The sequence below is a fragment of the Candidatus Electrothrix sp. genome (assembly GCF_052785085.1).
In genome coordinates this window covers 1-5444 of sequence record NZ_JALAAI010000179.1, presented here as the reverse complement: position 1 = coordinate 5444, position 5444 = coordinate 1, and the positions used below count along the sequence as shown (strand labels likewise).

Below are 5444 nucleotides of genomic sequence, written 5' to 3'. Positions count from 1 at the left end.
AAAACAAACAACCAGAGGGTAACCTAACTTTTCAAACATGTCTAAATTGAAGAGGCGGGATAGTTGCGCCCAAAATTTCTCATTGCGCTATTCTCATATTGAAAAAAGTTTAGGCTCTGAATTGCTGAAAAAATATAACTGTAAAGTGATGTTGCAAAAATCATAATATGACAAATCAATCAGGATAACTGAAAGAATGCCTATTGAACTCCGACAAGGAAAAACAAAAACTCTTGTCAATTCATCACTCGACTCAGCACTGCTTGCGGTTGAAATCTATAATAAACCAAGGACAAGCTTTAGAAGCGAAAGTTATATAGCCTTAATGATAATAGCTTGGACAAAGTTGTTTCATGCCTACTTTAATCATGAAATAGGCGATAGATACTACTATAAAAAGAAAAATGGCCGGTATGAAAAAGTTGATGGAGAAAGAAAAGCGTGGGAATTAGGTACCTGTCTAAAAAAATATCCTGACTTACCAGAGCCTGTAAAAAAGAATCTAGAATTTTTTATCAGACTTAGAAACAAAATAGAGCATCGACATATAGAAAAAAAGGATGTAGATGTTCTGATTTTTGGAGAATGCCAAGCACTTTTATATAATTACGAAAATTTAATAGTTACGCTGTTTGGATCAAAATATTCTCTGAATGAATCTCTCGTTTACTCTCTACAGTTCTCTCATATGAGGACAAAGGGGCAATTAAAATCAAGCAAAGCTGCACTTTCCAAAGATTTAAAAGAAGTCGTTGACTATGTTAACAAATACCGCACGGCCTTACCGGATAAAACTTTTAATTCTCAAGAATTTAGCATTAAACTCCTTCAAGTCCCTAAAATCTCAAACACATCAAGATCAGACTTAGCAATAGAATTTGTAAAACTTGATGATGTAGCAGAAGAAGATAAACAGGCATTTGAACAAATAACGGTCTTAGTGAAGGATAGAAAAATCAAGATAGAAGGTGCAAATGTAGGTCGGTTAAAACCTGGAAAAATCATAGATAAAGTAAATGAACATTTTGGTGAAAAAAAGTTAACCCACACGAGTCACAGATATATCTATACAGTTTTTCAGGTACGCCCTTCAGGGGACGCAGAAGACCCCTTTGAAACCAACACTGACTATTGCTATTATGATGAGACTCATAAGGATTATGTTTACAATGAAGATTGGGCCGATTTCCTTATTCACATTATCCAATCCGGTATAACGACAGAACTTATGAAAGAAAAATTTAATAATCAAGAGAAGATGGAAGTAGAAGTATACCAACCCTAACTTGCTATATTGAATGAGTCTGAAATCAAAGCAGCTGTTCATCATAAGATGGAAGCTCTGGAGCGATGATCACCTGCTAGCAATAGACAGACGACTCTCCTGCTCTCCTTCTTCGCAGGTATCCTTACTGGTGTACTATCGAACAGAACAAAGAACACCTTAACAACTTTAAAAAACGATAACATCCGAATCAACCGAGCACACAACCTATCGTTAACAGGAGGTACCCACTTAAAGTAAGGCAGCCTCCTATTAAAAAAACATGCGCTCCAATGAAAGACAGGAGACCTCCTGCTTTCCAGAGAGCCTCTGCTCTTTAAAAAAGCACCGCTCCATTTTAAAAATGGGCGCCTCCTCTTTAAAAGTGGACAACCACTCTTTTAAAAAGGATGACTACTTTTTTAAAAGGCACCGCTCCTTTTTTAAAAAGAAGCAGTCCTTTTTACGAAGGAAGCACTCCTATCAAAGAAAGCATGAGACCTTTTCTTAAATGGAGCTCTCCTTTCTTTGCTAGCACTCCTCCTTTTTGAGAAAGGAGAGGTTCTCAGCAACAAAGAGAAACATCGAATAAACAATTCCTTCAGGGGAATACACTATGAACAGCCCGAATCTGACATCAAACCGACACTATACCGTTGATGACTACGCCTCATGGAATGACGGGCAGCGCTATGAACTCCTGCACGGCGATGTCCATGCAATGACCCCTGCGCCGAGCTGGCAGCATCAGGTGGTTTCCGCCAACTTGGGCTTTGAAATCCAGGCATGTTTGCGCTCAATAAAAAAATGCCACCTTGTCCATGCGCCCATTGATGTTTATCTCTTAAACGATACCGTGGTTCAGCCGGATATTATCGTGGTTTGCGACCCGAACAAGATTGAAAAAAAAGGCTGCGTCGGGGCACCTGATCTTGTTGTGGAAATTCTTTCCCCCTCCACAGCAAAAACAGATTGGAAGCATAAGTACGTCCTTTATGAAGAAGCAGGAGTGCGAGAGTACTGGATCGTCAATCCAGAGGATACCCTTGTGCATGTCTTTTGCTTACTCGACGGAACATTCAGCCTGGACGATACCTATTCTGTTGAAGATACGGTCTCTACCGGCATCTTTGAAGATGTGGTCATTGATCTGAAAAACGTCTTTGAACCGTGCAAGGATTGAGTGTCTTCTGCTACAGAAACAAGCAACTTATTGAAAATGAATCTTTAACCAAAATAAGAGAGAACCATGACCAAAGTAATTGTAGCCGGAGCCTCCGGTCGCATGGGACAGCGCATCTGTTGTATGGTGCAACAACATCCGGATCTCACCCTGGCCGGAGCCTTTGAACAGGCTGGCAACCCCAATGTGGGCAAGGATGCCGGAGAAGTGGCGGGCATTGGCACCGCAGGAGTAATCATTGCGGATGGCCTGGAGGCGGTAATTGATCAGGGTGAGGTCATCATTGACTTTACCTTTCACAAGGCCACGATGGAATTTGTCAAGATCGCGGCCAAGCATGGTCGGGCTATGGTTATCGGAACCACCGGCCTCAGTGCCGAGGATCTGGTCATCTTACGGAATACCGCTGCCGATCATTTTCCCTGCGTCCAGGCCCCGAATATGGCGGTGGGCGTGAATGTCCTGTTCAAGCTGGTGGAAAAAACCGCTGCCGTGCTCGGCGATGCATACGATGTGGAAATCGTTGAGGCCCATCACCGGATGAAAAAGGACGCGCCCTCAGGAACAGCCCTGAAGATCGGAGAAATGGCGGCCAAGGGCCTGGGAAGAGATCTGGCCGAGGTCGGTGTTTTTGAGCGCAACGGCATTATCGGCGAGCGAACCGACAAAGAAATCGGCATCCAGACCATTCGGGCAGGAGACATTGTTGGCGAACATACTGCCTATTTTGCCGGTCCGGGCGAGCGGATTGAAATCACCCACCGGGCCCATAACCGGGACAACTTTGCCGGTGGTGCAGCCAAGGCTGCTGCCTGGGTGGTGAGCCAGCCCAAAGGACTCTATACCATGTTCGATGTGCTGGGGCTGTCCGAGTTCTGAGTATCCCGGCCCTGAAAAAAGTAAATATTCCTCTGCTTCGGAAAAAGCAGGGGAACAAATCGGCTTCACATAACATCCATAACATTCATTGGATACAATTTCAGAAAGGAGAGACTGCTATGAAAGGTGTCATTATTACGTGTTTGGAAAGTTTGGTCAAAGAACAATTTGGGCAACATTCCTGGGAGGACATCCTCGAAGAAGCAGGTTTGGAAAGACACGCCATCTTCAATATGACATCAAATGTCAAGGACGAATCAGTTCTGGAGATTGTTAACGCAACCTGCAAGGTCTTGAATCTCACCCTGCCCCAGGCTGCTGATGCCTTTGGTGATTATTGGGTTAATGTCTATGCGCCCAGGGTATACAGTATGTATTTCAGAAAAGCACATTCTGCCAAAGAGATGCTGCTGCACATGGACAAATTGCATGAAACCGTGACTGCCAGTATACCGGATGCTCATCCGCCACGGTTCGACTATGAGTGGCAGGATGAAAAAACCCTGATTATGCATTACAAATCCCATCGAGGGATGCTTGATTTTCTTATAGGTCTGATCAAAGGGGTGGGAACGTATTATAACGAGGAATTGAGGGTCACAAAACAAAACGAGACCGCCGTGAAAATTGTTTTTCTTGGCCAGTCCTTAGCAAAAAGTACCCAGGAAACTGCCCCGGAAACATCGACACAGGGAATGAAACAGGCTGAAGCTGATACTGCACAGACGCCGGAACCGGAGGAGCAAAAGAGCTTCCTGCAAAGGATATTCTCGTTTTTCAAGTAAACCAAGAAGGTTGTTGACTGACCCGTCCTGTTTACAATTCTCACCCCCTATTTCGGACCGCGCTTTTCATGCATTGCAGTCACCCGTGGCGCTCCGCCTATATCGGCCTCGGTTCCAATCTCGGCAACTCCCGCAGCCTGCTACGGGAGGCCTGGCAAGGCTTGGGTAAGCATCCTGACATCAATCTCCAGGCCCTTTCTTCTCCCTATCGCACACGACCGGTAGGGATGGAGAGCAGCCATTGGTTTATCAATGCTGTCGGCTGTCTCCATACAAGCCGTTCCCCGGAAGTTCTTCTTGACCTTCTTTTAGAAACAGAGCAACAGTTCGGCAGGATTCGCTGGCCGAAACAGGAGGGATACCAGGACAGAACTCTGGATCTTGACCTGCTTCTTTATGAAGACGTGATTATGGAGAATGCCCGGCTTACCTTACCCCATCCGGCACTGCATGAACGATTCTTTGTGTTGGTTCCTTTGGCAGAAATAGCTGGGCAAAAAATCCATCCTTTTTTAAAGAAGACCGTTACAGAACTTTTGCAAGAACTGGAGGTCAAGGAAGGAAAACAGGGGATTGAGCAGACAGAGTGGTGAAAAAGAAGAGGTGATGCAGGAGAAATATCAGGGGGGTGTTTTTTTACTCTTGCTCTCTCTCATTCTTATTCTCTTGATGAAAATGAAAGGACTTGCATATAATAAGGTCACCTTCGAGTTCTATATTAAGATTATTGACAAATTCTGTCCCTAAAATAAGAGGATCATCAGCACCGTAGAGCAGGATGGTTTGCAGATGACAAAAATCATCCACCTTCATGGAAAGAAATTCAAGAGCCATTCCCCGCTTGCTCCTCCTGATAACCGCACAGGTGGCGTGAACCTCAAGGGCTGCCTCAACTTCCGAATGATTCAGACTGACAGTACAAAGATCTCCTGCCTCCTGACGAAACTTTCCGCTTACATAGAGACCGCCCAGACTGATATTTTCCACAGCACGTCTATTATAACATTGTACACCGAAATCAAGGTCAGCATTCAGGTGAATATGCAGCCGAGTGAACTGACGCTTGTTCCTGCTTCCGATATTCACCAGGAGTTGTTGAGTATTCTTCACCAATAACTGCTGTATGTCTTCCGGTTTCACCGGATCCTGCTTCAGGGGTTTTATGATAGGGGTGATAAGTTCTTTGCGCCTGGGTATTGTTTTTACGCAATACCGCAAAACTCGCACAGTAGCTTCAGGCAGCAAGCTTATACCACTGTTCCTTGAGCTTGTTTAACTGCTTCTGTGATTGTTTAGCGGAACGGATATGAGTTTTAAACCGATTCCTGTGATT

Annotated in this window: 6 protein-coding genes; 5 read left to right on the top strand and 1 reads right to left on the bottom strand. The window is 44.5% G+C overall.

Translation table 11 applies throughout. From position 1 onward, the window contains the following. Positions 1-196 precede the first annotated feature (196 nt). The 5 genes from L2082_RS18150 to folK all read left to right on the top strand — a co-directional run bounded on the left by L2082_RS18150 (position 197) and on the right by folK (position 4704). Positions 197-1285: a DUF3644 domain-containing protein gene (locus L2082_RS18150; protein ID WP_446010771.1), complete on the top strand. Its 1089-nt coding sequence runs from the start codon at positions 197-199 to the stop codon at positions 1283-1285. Positions 1286-1880: 595 nt separating this feature from the next. After that, positions 1881-2447 (top strand): Uma2 family endonuclease, encoded by a 567-nt coding sequence (locus tag L2082_RS18145; protein WP_446010770.1) that lies wholly within the window; start codon positions 1881-1883, stop codon positions 2445-2447. Between the two features lie 66 nt (positions 2448-2513). Next, positions 2514-3326, top strand: a complete 813-nt coding sequence (gene dapB, locus L2082_RS18140) for a 4-hydroxy-tetrahydrodipicolinate reductase (RefSeq protein ID WP_446010769.1) — start codon at positions 2514-2516, stop codon at positions 3324-3326. Between the two features lie 119 nt (positions 3327-3445). Next, on the top strand, positions 3446-4111 hold the full coding sequence (locus L2082_RS18135) for a heme NO-binding domain-containing protein (protein WP_446010768.1): 666 nt from the start codon (positions 3446-3448) through the stop codon (positions 4109-4111). A gap of 68 nt (positions 4112-4179) precedes the next feature. Then, on the top strand, positions 4180-4704 hold the full coding sequence (gene folK, locus L2082_RS18130; RefSeq protein WP_446010767.1) for a 2-amino-4-hydroxy-6-hydroxymethyldihydropteridine diphosphokinase: 525 nt from the start codon (positions 4180-4182) through the stop codon (positions 4702-4704). A 43-nt stretch (positions 4705-4747) separates the two neighbouring features. Here folK and L2082_RS18125 read toward each other — a convergent pair whose 3' ends face one another. After that, the gene (locus L2082_RS18125; protein WP_446012086.1) at positions 4748-5251 is read right to left on the bottom strand and encodes a PilZ domain-containing protein; all 504 of its coding nucleotides are present in this window, start codon (positions 5249-5251) and stop codon (positions 4748-4750) included. Between the last annotated feature and the right edge of the window lie 193 nt (positions 5252-5444).

What these genes read in the sequence shown, in the direction of transcription:
- L2082_RS18150 (WP_446010771.1), top strand. Translation starts at nt 197, where the DNA reads ATGCCTATTGAACTCCGACAAGGAAAAACAAAAACTCTTGTCAATTCA.
- L2082_RS18145 (WP_446010770.1), top strand. Translation starts at nt 1,881, where the DNA reads ATGAACAGCCCGAATCTGACATCAAACCGACACTATACCGTTGATGAC.
- dapB (WP_446010769.1), top strand. Translation starts at nt 2,514, where the DNA reads ATGACCAAAGTAATTGTAGCCGGAGCCTCCGGTCGCATGGGACAGCGC.
- L2082_RS18135 (WP_446010768.1), top strand. Translation starts at nt 3,446, where the DNA reads ATGAAAGGTGTCATTATTACGTGTTTGGAAAGTTTGGTCAAAGAACAA.
- folK (WP_446010767.1), top strand. Translation starts at nt 4,180, where the DNA reads ATGCATTGCAGTCACCCGTGGCGCTCCGCCTATATCGGCCTCGGTTCC.